Source organism: Nonomuraea montanisoli (assembly GCF_013363975.1).
GTDB lineage: Bacteria > Actinomycetota > Actinomycetes > Streptosporangiales > Streptosporangiaceae > Nonomuraea > Nonomuraea montanisoli.
Genome location: NZ_JABWGN010000008.1, coordinates 118,453 through 134,167 on the forward strand (window position 1 = coordinate 118,453; position 15,715 = coordinate 134,167).

Annotated in this window: 12 protein-coding genes; 8 read left to right on the top strand and 4 right to left on the bottom strand. The window is 74.3% G+C overall.

Going from position 1 to position 15,715, the window contains the following annotated elements:
* Positions 1–168: 168 nt before the first annotated feature.
* The 3 genes from HTZ77_RS48300 (at position 169) to HTZ77_RS21450 (ending at position 2,825) form a co-directional block, all read left to right on the top strand.
* A complete protein-coding gene (locus tag HTZ77_RS48300) occupies positions 169–1,323 on the top strand; it encodes a sensor histidine kinase (RefSeq protein ID WP_175591433.1) in 1,155 nt (384 codons plus the stop codon).
* Positions 1,313–2,164: a response regulator gene (locus tag HTZ77_RS21445; RefSeq protein WP_175591434.1), complete on the top strand. Its 852-nt coding sequence runs from the start codon at positions 1,313–1,315 to the stop codon at positions 2,162–2,164. The genes HTZ77_RS48300 and HTZ77_RS21445 overlap by 11 nt, the downstream gene beginning before the upstream one ends.
* Before the next feature lie 100 nt (positions 2,165–2,264).
* Positions 2,265–2,825 carry a hypothetical protein gene (locus tag HTZ77_RS21450; RefSeq protein ID WP_175591435.1) on the top strand — a complete coding sequence of 187 codons (561 nt, stop codon included), beginning with the start codon at positions 2,265–2,267 and terminating at the stop codon, positions 2,823–2,825.
* 102 nt (positions 2,826–2,927) lie between these two features.
* Here HTZ77_RS21450 and HTZ77_RS21455 read toward each other — a convergent pair whose 3' ends face one another.
* The gene (locus HTZ77_RS21455) at positions 2,928–6,779 is read right to left on the bottom strand and encodes a S8 family peptidase (RefSeq protein ID WP_175591436.1); all 3,852 of its coding nucleotides are present in this window, start codon (positions 6,777–6,779) and stop codon (positions 2,928–2,930) included.
* 298 nt (positions 6,780–7,077) lie between these two features.
* Here HTZ77_RS21455 and HTZ77_RS21460 point away from each other — a divergent pair, with 298 nt between their 5' ends.
* From HTZ77_RS21460 to HTZ77_RS21480, 5 genes are all read left to right on the top strand, one after another.
* Complete coding sequence (locus HTZ77_RS21460) at positions 7,078–8,094, top strand: LuxR C-terminal-related transcriptional regulator (RefSeq protein ID WP_175591437.1); 1,017 nt, start codon at positions 7,078–7,080, stop codon at positions 8,092–8,094.
* Positions 8,091–9,200, top strand: a complete 1,110-nt coding sequence (locus HTZ77_RS21465; RefSeq protein ID WP_175591438.1) for a LuxR C-terminal-related transcriptional regulator — start codon at positions 8,091–8,093, stop codon at positions 9,198–9,200. Before HTZ77_RS21460 ends, HTZ77_RS21465 begins: the two co-directional genes overlap by 4 nt.
* 153 nt (positions 9,201–9,353) lie before the next feature.
* On the top strand, positions 9,354–10,097 hold the full coding sequence (locus tag HTZ77_RS21470; protein ID WP_175591439.1) for a hypothetical protein: 744 nt from the start codon (positions 9,354–9,356) through the stop codon (positions 10,095–10,097).
* A complete protein-coding gene (locus HTZ77_RS21475) occupies positions 10,090–10,572 on the top strand; it encodes a GNAT family N-acetyltransferase (protein ID WP_175591440.1) in 483 nt (160 codons plus the stop codon). The genes HTZ77_RS21470 and HTZ77_RS21475 overlap by 8 nt, the downstream gene beginning before the upstream one ends.
* A gap of 77 nt (positions 10,573–10,649) precedes the next feature.
* On the top strand, positions 10,650–11,864 hold the full coding sequence (locus tag HTZ77_RS21480) for a hypothetical protein (RefSeq protein WP_175591441.1): 1,215 nt from the start codon (positions 10,650–10,652) through the stop codon (positions 11,862–11,864).
* Positions 11,865–11,906: 42 nt separating this feature from the next.
* Here HTZ77_RS21480 and HTZ77_RS21485 read toward each other — a convergent pair whose 3' ends face one another.
* The 3 genes from HTZ77_RS21485 to HTZ77_RS21495 form a co-directional block, all read right to left on the bottom strand.
* Entirely contained in the window at positions 11,907–12,509 is a 603-nt protein-coding gene (locus tag HTZ77_RS21485; protein WP_175591442.1) for a TIGR03086 family metal-binding protein, read from the bottom strand.
* A 62-nt stretch (positions 12,510–12,571) separates the two neighbouring features.
* Positions 12,572–13,843 carry a M20/M25/M40 family metallo-hydrolase gene (locus HTZ77_RS21490; protein WP_328808682.1) on the bottom strand — a complete coding sequence of 424 codons (1,272 nt, stop codon included), beginning with the start codon at positions 13,841–13,843 and terminating at the stop codon, positions 12,572–12,574.
* A complete protein-coding gene (locus HTZ77_RS21495; RefSeq protein WP_205303011.1) occupies positions 13,840–15,711 on the bottom strand; it encodes a S9 family peptidase in 1,872 nt (623 codons plus the stop codon). The genes HTZ77_RS21490 and HTZ77_RS21495 overlap by 4 nt, the downstream gene beginning before the upstream one ends.
* Positions 15,712–15,715: the final 4 nt, after the last annotated feature.

The following is a 15,715-nucleotide window of genomic DNA, read 5'->3' on the forward strand; positions in this document are numbered from 1 at the left end:
GGCGTAGCGTGTCCCCCGCGCCACCCACCAGGTCAGGACATTTCCGGAAAGGTGACTCCGCCACGGGGCCCGGTCCCGTAACCAACCGGCCGATCGCGGCGATGTCCGGAACGAGGGCCGAGGGTGCCGGGGGCTCCAGGTCTGCGGCGGGGCTGCCGAGGAGGTGTGGTGTCGGGCCAGGTGAAGCGCCACACCGAGGAACGCATGGCCAGGATGATCGCCTACACCCGGGCCGGGACCACGCCCTTCGTCTACATCCCGCTGCTCGGCTGGGACGATCTCGCCCACCCGCTGCTGTCCGTCGTCACGGCGCTGGCGGCCACGGCCGAGGCGGCGTGGTTCTTCCGCCGCGCCTGGCGCTCCGGCGACCTGCGCGACCCGCTGCTCATCTGGGGCGACGTCGTCTTCTGCGTCGTGGTCATGCTCGTCGGCACGCGCGCCGCGTTCCCGGCGGACCGCAACGTGATCACGACGGAGTTCCTGCCGTACAGCCTGGTGGCGTCGGCGGCGATGGGGTTCGGGCTGGGGTTCGGCCGGCGGGCCGTGCCGGGAGTCGCGGCGCTGTGCCTGTCGTGGCCGGTCGCCCTCTACCCGCACTACGCCATCAAGGTGGTCTCCGACCTGCTCGGCTTCCTGCTCTGGTACGCCATCGCGGTGCTGATCGGCCGGGAGCTGCGCACGCTGGCGGACGCGGCGGAGAAGGCCCAGGACGCCACCCGGCGGGCCGAGCGCCTCCTCGCCGAGCAGGAACGCCTCACCATGATCACCCGGCACCGGGAGCTCACCCACCGGGAGATCCACGACCACCTGCTGCCCATCGTCGACCACGTCGCCGCCGGGCAGCACGTCGATCCCGGGCTGGCGCGGGCGGCGCGGCTCGGCGCGAACCGGGCGCGCCGCTTCATCATGGACCCCCGCGCCGCCGACGAGCTGCCGTTCGAGCAGCTCATGGAGGAGGTCTGCGACGCCTACATCGCGAGGGGGCTGGCGCTGACGTCGGTGATCCTCGTGGACGGCGACCCGCCCGAGGAGGTGGGCGAGGCCGTCGCGGCGGCGACCCGCGAGGCGCTCACCAACGTGCTCAAGCACGCGGGCGAGGAGGCGCGCGTGAACCTGTTCGTGGAGGCGGGCCCGGACCGGTTGGAGGTGGTGATCCGCGACCGGGGACACGGGTTCGCGGCGGGGCAGGCGCGGCCGGGCGGCGGATTCCTGCGCACGTTCGCCGCCGTCGCCCGGCACGGGGGCGTCTGCGACGTCACCTCCGAACCCGGGGCGGGCACGCGCGTCGCGATCCGCTGGCCGGAAGCCGCCCATGCCGGATGAGAGCCCCGGCGGCGCTCCCGGCGCGGTCCCCGGGGCGGGCTCCGCCAAGCTGATCATCGTCGACGACCATCCGTCGGTCACGGAGTCCATCACGCTGCGGCTGCTGGACGCCGGCTTCGCGGTCCTGCCCCCCGTCACGGACGTGGAGGACATCGACTGGGCGCTGGCCCCGGACGTCGCGATCTGCGACCTGCGGCTGCTGCCCGGCCTGTCGTGGGGCGGCGCGATCCGGCACCTGTCCTCGCACGGCTGCCGGGTGCTGGCCATGTCCGGCGTCGCCACGCCCGAGCAGGTGCTGGACGCGATCGAGCAGGGGGCGCGGGGGTTCGTGGAGAAGACGTCCGTGCCCGCGGAGTTCGTCTCGGCGGTCGCCGCCGTCGTCGAGGGCCACCACCACGTCTCGGCCCGGCTGGCCGGCTACGTCCTGGAGGACGTCCGCCGCCGCCCGCTGGCCGACGGCGAGCTCGGGCCGGTGGAGCTGGGCGTGGTGCGTGCCTTCGCCCAGGGCGACAGCGCCGCGGAGGCCGCGCGGCGCGCCGGGCTGCCCGAGGCCGAGCTGCACGCGCTGCTCGCGCGGGTCTTCGAGGTCGTACGGCGCCGCCGCAGGGACCGCCGCTACCGGCTGACCACGCGCGAGCGGGAGGTGGTGCGGCTGGTCGGCCATCTCGGCATGACCCGGCACGAGGCGGCCCGCGAGCTGCGCGTCAGCGAGGACCGGGTGTCGGACCTGCTGGCGGGCGTGCGCGACAAGTACGTGGCCTGCCATCCCGGCGAGAGCCGCAACCTGGCGCCGCTCAGCGCGGCCATCCGCTGGGCCAACGAGCTGGGCATCCTTCCCTAGCACAGGACAGCCTGGGCGGCAATCCCCAGCTTTCCGGGGATACCGGACCGTTCCAACGGCCGGTACCCATGAGATGACGACGGCTGGACCGGAGGGGAACATGGGCACTGAGCACTTGATGGGCGGGCGGCGGTTCCTGGTGGGGGCGGCGCTGCTCGCGGGCCTGAGCGTGCCGCTGGTCGCGCCGGCCCCGGCGAACGCGGTGACGGCGACGGCGTACCGGGCGGAAGGTCTTCAGGCGGCGGCCCGGGCTCGGGCGGCGGTGGTGCTGCGGGTGGGGCGGCTCCTCAGCTTCCAGCAGGTCAAGGGCACGCCCAGCGCCCGCGCGCAGGCCCGGGTGGCCAACGCCGTCTTCACCTTCTTCGACAACGGCACGTTCGCCTTCACCACCACCGACGTCCGCACCGACCTGTATCCGCTCCGCGGCCGCTACCAGATCAACGGCAACCGGGTGAGCATGACCGCGCACGGATCGTCGGCCATCGGCGGCAGCAGCGCCTTCACCGAGATGGTCGCGAGCATCGACTTCTCGTCCCGGCCCGGGGTGATGACCCTGGACTGGGCGAGCGGGGCGGGGTACGGGGCGGTGGTGAACGGCACGCGGTTCGGGACGGGGGCCTCCTCCCAGATCCACGCCCGCTTCACCGTGGTCCAGGGCTGACCGCGACCGGGGCGGCGCGCGTCGGGCGCGCCGCCCCGGTCGGCCCCGCGGGGCGCGGGCGGGTGGAGGGGACCGCCCGTGCCCCTGCCCGTCAGCCTCGGGTCACCTGAGGCCGTAGGCCCGGCTGATCGTCTGCTCGACGGTGTTCCCCTCGGCGTCGGCGGCCTGGACGCGCAGGCCCACCGTTCCCCTGGTGCCGGCCAGCGGCGGGTGGGTGAGGGTGGCGGTGCTGGAGGTGGCGTCCTTCCTCGACGTGGGGACGGGCGTCCAGGTGGCGCCGTCGTCGTAGGTGGCCCAGAGCTTGAGGCTGGTGACCTTGGCGTCGGGCTTGTCGTACGACCCCTGGTAGCCGGTGATCGTGATCCGGTGCGCCTGGCCGGCCGGCGTCCGGTTGTCCAGGTCCAGCCCGAGGTCGTAGCGGAGGTTCAGCTTCCGGACCGGCTCGCACGGGGCGAGCACGCCGGTGTAGAGCCAGCCGACGCACAGGCCGTCACCGATGGTCTGCATGCCGCCGGTCGGGCGCTTGGAGCGGAACGTCCAGGTGCTCGACACGTCGGTCGCGTACCGCTGGAGCGGGTTGGGGGTGTGGAAGACGTCGGTGAGCCGGTACGCGCCCTCCGCCTCCGGCAGCTTGAACCTCGGCATGGTGATGACGACACCGCCCGCGCCGGTGTCCTCGGCGACGAGCGGGATCTCCTGGCCGTCGCGGTAGAGGTGCAGCTCGTCCTTGCCGCCGTACTGCGCCCAGAAGTTCGCGTTGTACGTGAACGCCTCCTGGTGGGCCGGGTCCGTGCCCATGACCGGGAGCGTCGCCATGAAGACGTCCCCGGTGCGGCAGTCGAAGCAGGCGGTGGTGCCGCTGGCGACGGTCTCGGGCGAGAAGACCGGCGTGCCCGGCACGCGGGGCTGGGCCGCCCAGCGCTCGGTCTTCGCCCCTGCGGAGGAGTAGATGTTCGTGGACTGCGCGGTCATCCCCTGGCTGCGGACGCCGTCGTCGCCTCCCTCGTCGTAGCTGAGCCTCGTCGCGCGGGTCCACGACACGTCCCGCGATACGGGGCCGACGTACTCGGTCACGGCGTTCTGCGCGCGCCAGGAGTGCTGCAGGTCGGCGCCACTCATCAGCGTCCCGGGACGGGTGAGCACGGTCGCCTGCCAGGCGAGCGTGACCAGGCCGGGCCGGTCGGCGTGGAAGCGGTCGTCGATCTCGTACAGGTTGCGCCCGCCGACCTCGTAGTCGAGGTCGGCGGGGACGCGCCCGCGCTCGTGGAAGAGCAGCGAGTACACGTACGGGGTGTTCGTGACGCCCTCGGCCCGGACGCTCACCGGCCGCCGGGCGAGCGCGGCGGCCAGCGCGCGGCCCTCCTCCGCCGGCAGGCTCATCGTCGGGACGGGATAGGCGGGCCAGTACCCGGCCGCGTCGAGGAAGGCCCGGTGGACCGCGCCGAAGCCGAGCACGCCCGCCGCCCCGGCGGCGGCCGCGGCCCGGACCCGGTCGAGGGCGTCGCCCGCGCAGGTCATGGTGGGACACAGGTCGCTCAGGTCCAGCAGGACGAGCTTGCCGCGCGGGTCGGCGGCGGCCAGCTCGGCGGCCTGCCCGCGGCCGCCCGAGACCACGGGGATCGTGCGGCGGCCGTCGAGCTTGGGCGTCCCCGGGGCGAGGTCCTGGTAGCGGGGGTGCAGGGCGCGCCCGTCCGCCGTCATGCTGATGACCGGCGCGCCGCTCACGAACCGCCCGGCGACGTCGAAGGTGCCCTGGGAGACCTTGCGGGTGGGCAGCAGCCAGTAATGGTGCAGCCCGTACGTCGGATAGTAGGTCTCGGCCCGGACGGAACCGATGCCGTTGGCGGCCTCGCGCTCGGAGGCGTACTGCGAGGCGTAGACCTCGACCGGCCGCGGGGTGCGCTGGGTGACCTTGCGCGCGGAGCGCAGGTCGAGCGTGACCGTGACGTCCTTGGTGGCCTCGAACTGCGGCTGCGCCGGCAGGGCCATGTTCCACTCCCCGTCGGCGCCCCGCCAGGCCACCGCGGAGGTCACGCTGAAGGTGCCGGGGTAGACCCGTGCCTCGCTCTCCGTGCCGGCGGCGGGGTAGTGCACGAAGTCGAGGTCGTCGCGGTCGTCGGTGCGCATGACGGCCCACGGGACCGGCGGCATGTCGGTCGCGCCGTCCGGGAAGATCATCCGGGTGCGCACGGTGACCTTCCGCGGCTCGGCGAACGCGCCGACGGCGGTGTTCAGCGTGACGGCTCCGCTCGCGTCGGCGGCCCGCACGAACCCCTCGTACCAGGTCTCGGGGCCCGACGGGTCGAAGGTGACGGCGACGGGCGCGCTGCCGTGCGCGGGCACGGTGACGGTGTCGTGGTCCAGGGTGAGCGCGCGCTCGGGCGCGGTGCCCCGGTGGGCCTTGATCCCGGCGCGCAGCGTGAGCGTCACCGGCTGGTCGCCGTCGTTGGTGTAGGTGAGCGTCCTGGAGACCTTGCCGGCGTGGGGCGAGGGCAGCACGCCGAAGTCGATGTTGCCGGACGCGTGCACCTGCTGGCGGACGGCGCGGGCCACGTCCACCCGTCCGGCGCCCTGCGTGTAGGCGGCGTACCCGTCGTCGCGGGCGGTGCTGGTGAGCGCGGCCTTGAGCTGGGCGCCGGTCCACCCTGGGTGCTGCTGGGCCAGCAGCGCCGCCGCGCCGGCCACGTGCGGGGTGGCCATCGAGGTGCCGGACGCGGTGGTGTACCGGTCGTCCACGGGCGTGCCCATCCCGGTGCCCGCCGCGCGGGCCGCGGTGATGTCCACGCCGGGGGCGACGAGGTCGGGCTTGAGGCCGTAGCCGAGCGGCGCGGGACCCGTGCTGGAGAAGGGCGCGAGCTTCTCGTCCCCGTCGACCGCGCCGACGGTCAGGGCCGACGCGGCCGAGCCCGGCGTGTTGATCTTCCGGTTGCCGGGGTCGTTGCCCGCCGCGATGACGAACAGCGAGGTCGAGGTGGCGCTGAGGTGGTCGACCGCCTCGGTCATCGGGTCGGGCTGGTCGGAGCAGCAGCCGCCGATGCTGATGCTGACCACCCTGGCCTGCTGGGCGACGGCCCACTCCATGCCGGCGATGATGGCCGACGCGTCACCGACGCCGCTCTTGTCCAGGACCTTGCCGACGAGCAGCGAGGCCCGCGGCGCGACACCGGTGTACTTGCCGTTCGAGGCGGCCCCGGTGCCCGCGATGGTCGAGGCGACGTGGGTGCCGTGCCCGTGCCCGTCCTGCACGGACGGGTCGGCGGTGAAGTTCGCGGTGGCCACGACGCGGTCGGCGAGGTCGGGGTGGCCGGTGTCGACGCCGGTGTCGAGGACGGCGACCTTGACGCCGTCGCCCTTGTACCCGGCGGCCCACGCCTCGGGCGCGCCGATCTGCGGGACGCTCCGGTCGAGCAGCGCCCGGACCTTGCGGTCGAGCCAGACCTTCGACAGGCCGCGGCCGAGCGTGGCGCTCCTGGCGGGCTCCGGGGGCTCGACGGCCGTCCAGAACTGCCCGGCCTGCTTCTTGTCCACCTTGACCGCGGCGCCGGCCACGCTGGGCAGCCCGCGGGGGGCCGAGGTGGCGGGCAGGGCGTCGGCCTGCGCCGACAACGCGGTCGCCGCCTGCTTGGCGTCGCCGTACTGCAGGATCAGCGGCAGGCTCGCGCTCTCCGTGTCGGTGTAGCCGTTGCGCGCCAGGTAGGCGACGTCGAACAGGCTCCTGTCCATCCGGCCGGACGACACGAGGCCCATCACGTCGGACGGGAAGACGTAGTAGGCGTCCTGCTCGCGTACGGACAGGAAGGACACGGGGGCGCCGCCGGGCCGCCGGGCGGGCGTCACCCGGTGACTCGGGGTCCCGTCGGAGGCGGTGCTGAAGGAGACCACGTCCCCGGTGATCAGGGTGACCTTCTCCGGCGCCTGCCCCGGCAGCGTGGGCGAGGCGACGAAACGGGTCATGCTGGAGGCGGAGGGTTCGGGGGACGGTGATGGCGTCGGCGCCACGGCCATTCCGGTCGTCAGTACCAGCCCCAGGGCCGAGAGCCCGGACGATGGGCGTCGCCATCGATGACGCGTCATGGGTCTCCTCGCAGGATCGCATGCATGATCGACTCCCACGCACCATGACAGGTCAAGAAATATCCTGAAAAGACGGTGGGTCGTCCTCTTCCCGCCACTGGCGGGAATAGGGCAACCGGATTCCGGCCGATGACCGGAAACCCCCGCGCCGCCCACGGCGGTGAGTGATCATGGGGGGATGCTGCGCATCCTCGGGCTGTCCGCGGCGGAGCAGGCCCTGTACGAGGCCCTGGTGGAGCACGCCCCGGTCACCCTCGGCGAGCTGGACCGGCTCGCGGCCCGGCACGCCCCGTACGCGCCGGCCGGCGCCCTCGCCGCCAGGCTGGAGGAGCTGGGCCTGATCGCCCGCCTCCCCGAGGACCCGCCCCGGTACGTCGTCGTCCCGCCCGAGATGGGGCTGGACGCGCTGATCCGCGAGCGGGCCCGCGAGCTGGCCGACGCCCGGCGGCGCGTGGCCCGGCTCTCCGCCCGCTACCACCGCACCGCGGCCGCGCAGGAGTCCGGCGGGCTGGTGGAGGTGGTGATCGGGCGGGAGGCCGTCCTGCACCGGTTCGACCAGCTCCAGCGCGGCACGCGCAAGGAGATCCGGGTGTTCGACGCGCCGCCGTACGTGGGCGTCGTGGGCGGGAACACCCAGGAGTTCGAGCTGCTGAGTCGGGGCGTCGACTACCGCGTCGTGTACGACAGGCGGGCCATCGAGGTGCGCGGGACCCTGCAGGCCATCTCCGAGTACATCGCCGCGGGCGAGCAGGTCCGCGTCGGTGACGTCCCCATGAAGCTCGTGCTCAGCGACTACCCCATGGCGCTCGTGCCGTTGCGCAGCGATCTGGAGATGGGCGAGTCCGCGCTGGTCGTGCACGACTCGACCCTGCTGGACGCGCTGGCGGCGCTGTTCGAGATGTACTGGGAACGGGCCGTGCCGCTGCACATCAGGCACGGACGCGCCCACCTGGCGGAGACCACGGGCCCGACGGGCGCGCGGCGGGACCTGCTGGCCCGGCTGGTGGCGGGGCAGACGGACAAGGCGATCGCGGCCCATCTCGGCTGGAGCGACCGCACGGTGCGCCGCCACGTGCGCGCCATGATGGTCCAGCTCGACGCCCAGACCCGCTTCCAGGCCGGTTACCAGGCCGTCCTGCGCGGCTGGCTGGCCGACGAGAACAGCGACGGGGTCGCGCTCGAGGACCTGCGATGACCCCGCTCCCGCCCGGCGGCTCCCACGGGGCCGCCCGCGCCGGACACGACGCGACCGGCCCCGCCCGAGACACCGGTCGCGCCCGCGACGAGGAGGCGCGGCGGGACGGCCTGGGCGCGGCCGGGCTCACGCCGGACGAGGAGACGCTGTACGAGCAGCTCATCGACTGCTCGCCGGCGACCGCCGACCAGGTCGCGTCGCTGTGGACGGTCGCCGGCCTCCGCCCGGAGCCGCTCCCCGCCCTGCTCGGCTCGCTGGAGGCCAAGGGCCTGATCACCCGGACCTCCGACGAACCGGCGCGCTACGCCGCCGTCGCCCCCGAGGTGGCCCTCGACGTCCTGCTGGGCGGCGCCGAACGCCGGCTGCTCCAGGCCCGCGAGCACGCCGCCGAACTGGACCGGGCCTACCGCCGCCGCGCCACCGGCGAGACGCCCCCGGTCGTCGTCGAGGTCGTGACCGGGCAGCGGGCGGTGCAGCAGCGGCACGCCCAGCTCCAGCGCGCGGCCGCGCACCAGCTCCGCTGCCTGTCCAAACCGCCGTACTTCGACCCGGCGGCCAGCGTCACGGCGCACCGCGAACTGCTCGCCCGGGGCGTCACCAGCCGCATGATCTACGAACGGGAGTTCGTGGACCGGCCCGGGGCGCTGCGCCAGATCGAGACGATGGTCGGCGTGGGCCAGCAGGCCCGGGTCCTGCCCGCCCTGCCGATGAAGCTCTACCTCATCGACGACCGTTTCGCCCTGCTCCTCCTGCGGCACCGGCCCGACGACCCCGGCGCCGACGCCGCGCTGGTCGTCCACCCCTCCGGCCTGCTCCAGGCGCTCAGCAGGCTCTTCGAAGGGCTGTGGCAGCGGGCGCTGCCCCTGCGCCTGCGGCCGCCCGCGCCCGGCGGCCCGTCGCGCGCCCGCCACCCCGGTCACGACGACGAGCGGCTGATCGCGCTCCTGGTGGCGGGCCTCACCGACGAGGCCATCGCCCGCCAGCTCGGCATCGGCTACCGCACGGCCGAGCGGCGCATCGCGGACCTGATGAGCAGGCTCGGCGCCCACACCCGTTTCCAGGCGGGCGTCCAGGCCGCCTTCCTCCATCCACCCCCGTCGGAGTGACCTCCGCCCTCCGCGGAGTGACCTCCGCCCTCCGCGGAGTGACCTCCGCACCTTCCGTGGAGTGACCCGCGCCCGCCTCGCCGTCCCCGGCGGCTCGCCGCATGATGCGAAGTCGCGCGTGGCGCGCCCCCGGGCGGTCTAGCATCCCGTGAGGTGAGCACGGACCCCGACTTGCGCACAGCGCTGGACCACCTCCACGAGACCTTCTCCCGGCACCCGCTCCCGGAGGACACGGTCGTCTGCGACCACTGCGTCCCCCCGGAGCTGGTGCGCGCCGCCCGGACCGGGCCGCTGCGCTCCCTCGGCGCCGAAGCCCTCGAACCGTACGCCTGGCACCACTCCACCTGGGGCGGCGAGGCCGACTTCAAGCACTACCTCCCGCGCCTGCTGGAGCTGCTGATCACCGAGGAGATGGACGGCTGGTTCGTCGGACCGGTCCTGGCGGGCCGGGTGGCGGCGCACTGGGCCGGCTGGCCGGACGACGAGCGGAACGCCGTCGTGGCGGCCGTCGGCCTCTGGTGGCGCGAGACGCTGAGCGCCTACCCGCGCGAACTCGACGCCCGGCAGCTACTGGAGATCATCGGCGGCGAGTTCCGGCTGGACCCGGCCCCGTACCTGGCGGCGTGGGAGGAGACGGCCGGCGAGGAGGCGGCCGCCCGGCACGTGGCCGCCCTCGTGCGCGACCGGCGCGGCCGGACGGCCGGCCGCGCCGCGTGGCACGCCGCCGTGGACGCGTGGATCGCCGGCCCGGCCCCGGGCCGCCTGCTCAGGGAGGGCCTGGCCGGCTCCCGCTCGCCCCGGGCCGAGCGGGAGCTGCGCAACGCCCTGGACCTGTGGGAGGAGCAGGGGCACCGGGATCTGTCGGTGACGCCTGCCAGACTCGGCGGTCATGAGTGACGACGTGAGCGGTCCCCGAGCCGTGGACGTGAGCCTGCGGGACGTGACGGACGACGACCTGGAGGTCTTCTTCGAGCAGGAGCAGGACCCGGAGGCGACCCGGCGCTCCAGGTTTCCCGCCCGCGAGCGCGACAGGTTCATGACCCATTGGCGCACCGCGATCCTGGCCGATCCCACCGTCCTCGTGCAGGCGGTCGTCGTGGACGGCGCGCTCGCGGGCAACGTCGTCGCCTGGTGGGAGGGGGAGCGGCGCTTCGTCGGCTACTGGTTCGGCCGCGCGTTCTGGGGGCGGGGCGTCGGCACCCGGGCGCTGACGCTGTTCCTGCGGGCCGAGAGGACGCGCCCGCTGTACGCCGACCCGTTCGGCGGCAACACCGGGTCGGTGCGGCTGCTGGAGAAGTGCGGGTTCCGGCGCGCGGGCACGGTCACGCACGGCGCGGACGAGCACATCCTGTTGGTCCTGGACGAGCTCTAGCGCCCGGCATGACGCCGCCCCGGAGAGCGGTATCGTCTTGCGATCAAGAACAGGGGTGTGTCAGGGAAGGCGGCCGCATGGGTGATGGGCAGGGGTTCTCGTATCAGGGGAATCCGTTCGAGACCGTCAGCGCGATGCTGGACGACATGGGGGTCAGGATCGGAAGCCTGGCGCACGCCGGGGGCCAGGTGGCTCTGCCCACGCTGGCGCTCGGGCTGGCGGGGGAATGGCCCGCCCGCAGCGATTACGGGAAGATCTGGGACGAGCTGCGCGAGGAGTTCCGCTACGGCGATCGCGAGGCCGCCACGCTGGCCGAGAAGATGAGACGGACCGGCCACGGGTATGACAGCGTGGAGGAGGCCAACGGGGCGATGAGCACCCGGCTGGGCCGGATCTTCGACGCGGTCCACAAGGCCCAGAGCGCACCGCGCCCGCATACGGATCCCTATGCCGGGGAGGACGACCCCTACACCTTCGACGGCCCCCGCGACAGGCCCTTCCCCTGGCGGGAAACCGGCGGTGAGGTGGTCGCGCTCGGGGGCCTCGCGGGCCGCGGAGCCGTCGGGTCCGCACAGGACGCCCTTGACCGGAGGGTGGGCCAGGAGCGCGCGCTCATCGCCGCGGACAGGAGGCTCAACGCGGGGACGGGGCGCCGCTTCGCCGAACGGGTGGAGCAGGAGCAGCTCAGCAGGCTGGCGAAGGCCACCGAGCGTACGCGCCTGAACATCACCACCGCCAAGGCGTTCTCCTGGTGGGCCATCGCCGCGGGCCTGGCCTGGTCCGCCGTGGTCATCCCGTCGGACGAGGACATCGACCGGGCCATCGCCGGCTGGAACAGCATCGCCGACCACTGCGCCGAGCTCTTCGGCTACGACACCGGCCCGGTGCGCGACGCCGTCGAGGCCGCCTGGGCCGGGGCCGCGATGCAGGCCGCCGACGCCCGGATCGTCGACTTCGTGGCCGCGGGGGTGCACGTGACGGAGCGGACCCGGCGGCTCGCCCAGGCCCTGTCGCAGACGGTGCACGACCTGGATCGGATCTTCATGGCCATGCTGATCTTCTCCGGCGCCAGCGCGGCGGCCATCGTGGGCCTGGGGCTCGCGGCGCGGGTCAACCCGGCGCTGCGTCCCGCGGTGGAGATCCTGGGCGGTCGGCTCGGCATCGTGGCCATGCTCAGCGCGAACCTGGTCCCGGTCTTGACCGCCGCCATCATCGCCTGGCACCGGGAGGCCGACGCGAACCGGACCACCAAGATCGGCGACCGCGAGATCACCGGCTTCCGGCGGTCCTGATCCCCTGGGACGGCTCCGCACCGTCCCAGGGGATGACCCGTGTCAGGCGGCGGGGGTCCAGCGGGGGTCGCGGCCCAGGTAGCGCAGGAGCGCGGCCACGTCGTCGTCGCCCTCCTCGGCCGGCAGCACCGCCGCGTACGCCCCCCAGGCGCGCAGCGGCTCGACGATCCGCCGCGACACCTCCAGCAGCTCCCGCGCCACCTCGCCGGTCAGCGGCGACGGCTGCCCGGTGGCGACCGCGATGTCCCACGCGTGGACCGCGGCGTCGAGCGCGCAGGCGCCCGCGCCGAGCGACGGCTCCATGGCGTTCGGCGGCACCGGCACCGGCACCTGCTCGGCGTCGCGGTCCACGCCGGCCCAGGCCGCGGCCGAGCGGCTCAGGGCCGCTTCGGCGTACGCCTCCGGGTCGCCGGCGAGGGTGCCGGAGGGCGCGAACGGGTCCTCGGACGGGCCGGGCTCCCCGGTGAGGAACGCGGCGAAGCCGATCTGGTCGCCGGCGGCGTGCTGGAGCACCTGGGTCACGTCCCACTGCGCGCACGGGGTGGGCAGGTGCCACGCCTCCGCGGACACCCCGCGCACGACCTGGCGCAGCGCCTGGTGGGAGAAGTCCAGCACGTCCCAGCCGGTGTTCGTGATCTCGCTCATGTTCCGCAGCCCTTCCGTCTCGCTGATGAGTCCACCATAGCAGAACGGAATGCTTTGTTCCACTACGATTTCTCGGTGAGCAGCCGGGTCAGCACGCGGGTGCCGAACTCCAGCCCCTCCACCGGCACCCGCTCGTCCTTGCCGTGGAACATCCCGAAGTAGTCCAGGTCGGGCCGCAGCATCAGCGGCGCGAACCCGTAGCCCTCGATGCCGAGCCGGGCGAACGACTTGGCGTCCGTGCCGCCGCTCATCACGTACGGCACCGGCCGCGCCAGCGGGTCCTCGGCCACCAGCGCCCCCGCCAGCTCGTCGAAGAACGGCGACGGGAACGGCGCGGCCGGGGCGTCCTCCAGGTTCACGAACTCCCGGGTGATCTTCGGCCCGAGCAGCTCGTCGATCGTGGCCAGGAACTCCTCCTGCAGCCCCGGCAGGTAGCGGCCGTCCACGTGGGCCTCGGCCGTCGAGGGCACCACGTTCACCTTGTAGCCCGCGTCCAGCATGGTCGGGTTGGCCGAGTTGCGGATCTGCCCCTTGAACAGCAGGCCCAGCGCGCCGAGCCGGGCCGCCTCCTCATCCAGCCGGTCCAGGTCCACCGGCTGGCCGGTGATCTCCGACAGCGCCTGGATGAGCGCCGCGACCGACGGCGTGAGCCGTACCGGCCACTGGTGGGACGCGACGCGGGAGAGGGCGTGGACGAGCGTGGCGACCGGGTTGTCCACGGCGGGCCGCGAGCCGTGGCCCGCCACCCCGTGCGCGGTCAGCTTCATCCAGGCCGTGCCGCGCTCGCCCACCGCCACCGGGTACACCCGGTGCTCGCCGGAGGCGACGCTGAACCCGCCCGACTCGCTGATCGCCTGCGTGACCCCGTCGAACAGCTCGCGGTGCTCCGTGACCGCGTGCCGCGAGCCGTAGTCGCCGGTCGCCTCCTCGTCGGCGAGGAACGCGAGCACGACGTCGCGCCGCGGCCGCTCGCCGCGCGCCCGCATGCCGAGCACGGTCGCGAGCGTCATCGCGCACGAGCCCTTCATGTCCACCGCGCCCCGGCCGTGCACGCAACCGTCGGCGATCTCGCCGGAGAACGGGTGCGTCCGCCACTCCGCCGGGTCGGCCGGCACCACGTCGAGGTGGCCGTGGATGAGCAGCGCGTCGGGCGAGTCGCCCTCCAGGCGGGCCACGACGGTCGTGCGGCGCGGGGCCGACTCGAACACCTCCGGCTCCAGGCCCGCGTCGGCCAGCAGCGTGGCCACGTACTCGGCCGCCGGCCGCTCGCCCGAGCCAGGGTTGGTGGTGTCGAACCTGATCAGGTCCGAGCAGATCTCGGCAACGCTCTTCACGGTCTTCCTTCCAGTTTCAGCGGCGGCACCTCGGGCGTCTCGAACCCGAAGAGCAGCCCGTAGAACGCCAGCTCGGCCTCCAGCACGGAGACGATGGTCTCCTCCCGGCGCCAGCCGTGCTGCTCGCCGGGGTAGGTGAGCAGCGCCCACCGCCTGCCGTGCCGGTCCAGCTCGGCCACGAACCGCTCGGCCTGGCCGACGTCCACGATCGCGTCCTCCAGGCCGTGCAGCATGAGGCACGGCCCCGAGGCGTGCGCGGCGCGCAGCAGCGGCGAGCGCTCGGTGTAGCGGTGCCGGGTCTCGGGCAGCGGGCCGATGAGCCCGTCGAGGTAGCGCGACTCGAAGTCGTGCGTCTCGGCCGCCCAGCTCTCGGGGTCGGTGATCGCGTAGTGCGCGACCCCGCCCGCGAACACGTCGCTGTGCACCAGCGCCGCCACCGTCGTCCAGCCGCCGGCGCTGCCGCCCCGGATCGCGATCCGCGCGGCGTCGGCCCGGCCCATCGTGACCAGGCCGCGCGCCACCTTGGCGCAGTCCTCGACGTCGACCACGCCCCACTGGTGGCGCAGCCGCTCGCGGTAGGCCCGGCCGTAGCCGGTGGAGCCGCCGTAGTTGACCTCGGCCACGCCGAGCCCCCGGCTGGTGAAGTAGGCGATCTCCAGGTCGAGCACCATCGGCCTGTTGCCGGTCGGCCCGCCGTGCACGAAGATCACGTACGGGGCGGGGCCGGCGGGCGCCCCGGCCGGCGGGTAGAGGTGCGTGTGCACGCCCTCGATCGTCACCGCCTCCGGGTCGGGCAGCAGCTCGCGGGCGGGCAGCGGCTTGGGCGCCGACATCACCTCGCGCGCGCCGCTCGCCAGGTCGACGAGCACGACCTGCCGCGGCGTGTACGGCGTGGCCGCCACGGCCACCGCCATGCCGCCCGCCGCCGACACGGCCGGGCCCCAGTACGTCGCCTCGCCGCCCACGTCCCGCAGCTCGCCGGACTCCGGGTCCAGCACGGACAGCGACCAGCGGTCGGCCGTGCCGTGCACCACGACCAGCCCGGCCTCCGTGACCGCGAACCAGGACGCGCCCGGCTTCCACGGCGCGTCGCCGAACTCCTCCGCGCGCGGCGTGAGATTGCGGTACGGGCCACCCTCCCGGGACACCAGGTGGATGTTCCACCAGCCGGTCGGGTCCGTGGCGGCGTACAGGGTGTCGTCGTCGCGCCACTCCGCCTGCACCACCGACTCGGCGGGCCCGCCCGCCACCACCGTGTGCGGCCCGGCGGCGCCGTCCGGGCCGAGCGGCGCGACGCACAGCTCGGTGCCGTCCCACGGCATGTTCGGATGGTCCCAGCCGATCCAGGACACGTGGCCGCCGCCGGGCGACAGGCGCGGGCACATGAGGAAGTGCTGCGCCCGGACGATCACCCGCACCGGGCCGCCGGACAGCGGCACGGCGACCAGGTCGCGCTCCGTGCCGATCTCGCGCACCGCCCACACCTCGTCGCGGCCGGGCGGCAGGTAGAGGTCGGCGTAGCGGGCCGGACCCTCCGGCGTCAGCGCCACCGGCCCGCCATCACCCTGAGAGGCGCCGTCCAGCCGGTACAGGCGCTGGTCCGCCCAGTTCGTGAACACCAGCCCGCCGCCCGGCAGCGGCCGCCACGACCGCCCGCCGTACTCGATCACGCGGTTGCGGGCGTTCCAGCCGGCCGGGAGCGCGTCCACGCGCGACCCGTCCGGCAGGCGCCGCACCACGCACCGCCGGCCGCCCTCGTGCGGCCGGGGCTCGTCCCACCACACCTCCACCCCGGCGGGCGTGGCGACGGCCTCCACCCACAGGGGGCCGCCGTCGGTACGGGCCACGTCGATCGGTCGAATGCTCATCTGC